1 protein-coding gene is annotated in these 752 nt (G+C 38.4%); it reads right to left on the minus strand.

Annotated features, from left to right (window positions below):
- The coding region (locus ACIFOT_RS32260; RefSeq protein ID WP_430073062.1) for an FGGY family carbohydrate kinase at positions 1–752 on the minus strand (752 nt) is incomplete at both ends.

Here is a 752-nt window from a genome sequence, read left to right on the forward strand (position 1 = left end):
GCAGAAACATTACCAGTACGCGTTGCTATACTGTTTGTTGCAACCATACCCGTTCCAGCATCACCTTCTGGCGGACAAAGCGGAATGCCAGCCTGGAGTTCACCTGTAACATCCAAAAGCTTTGCTCCTTCTTCTGTAAGCTCGCCAGCAACTTCACCTGCTACCAAAACCTTCGGAAGAATATCTTCAATTTTCCACGGTAAATGATACGATGCAATTATTTCATTGAATTGATTAATCATGGTTTGATTATAGTTCTTCGTATTCAAGTCAATAGGAAATACTCCAGATGCTTCACCAACTCCTAGAACCTTTCGTCCTGTCAATTTCCAATGAATATATCCTGCTAGAGTTGTCTGGAAGCTAATATTAGCAATATGTTCTTCTTGATTCAAGATCGCTTGATACAAGTGAGCAATACTCCATCTTTGTGGGATTTGAAAATAAAACAGTTTTGTCAGTTCATTGGAAGCCTGTTCAGTTATATTATTACGCCATGTACGGAAAGGAACAAGAAGCTCTCCATCCTTGTCAAAAATCATATAGCCATGCATCATTCCACTAAATCCAATGGCTCCTATTTTTTGTATGATAACTCCGTATTGCTGTTTGACATTGTTAGCCATCTTTTGATAGCTATCTTGAACACCTTTCCAAATTTCTTCTACACTGTAGGTCCAAATATTGTTCACATAACTATTTTCCCAATGATGACTTCCAGATGCAATTGGTACATTATCTTCTCCAATAAG

Source organism: Neobacillus sp. NRS-1170 (assembly GCF_050468025.1).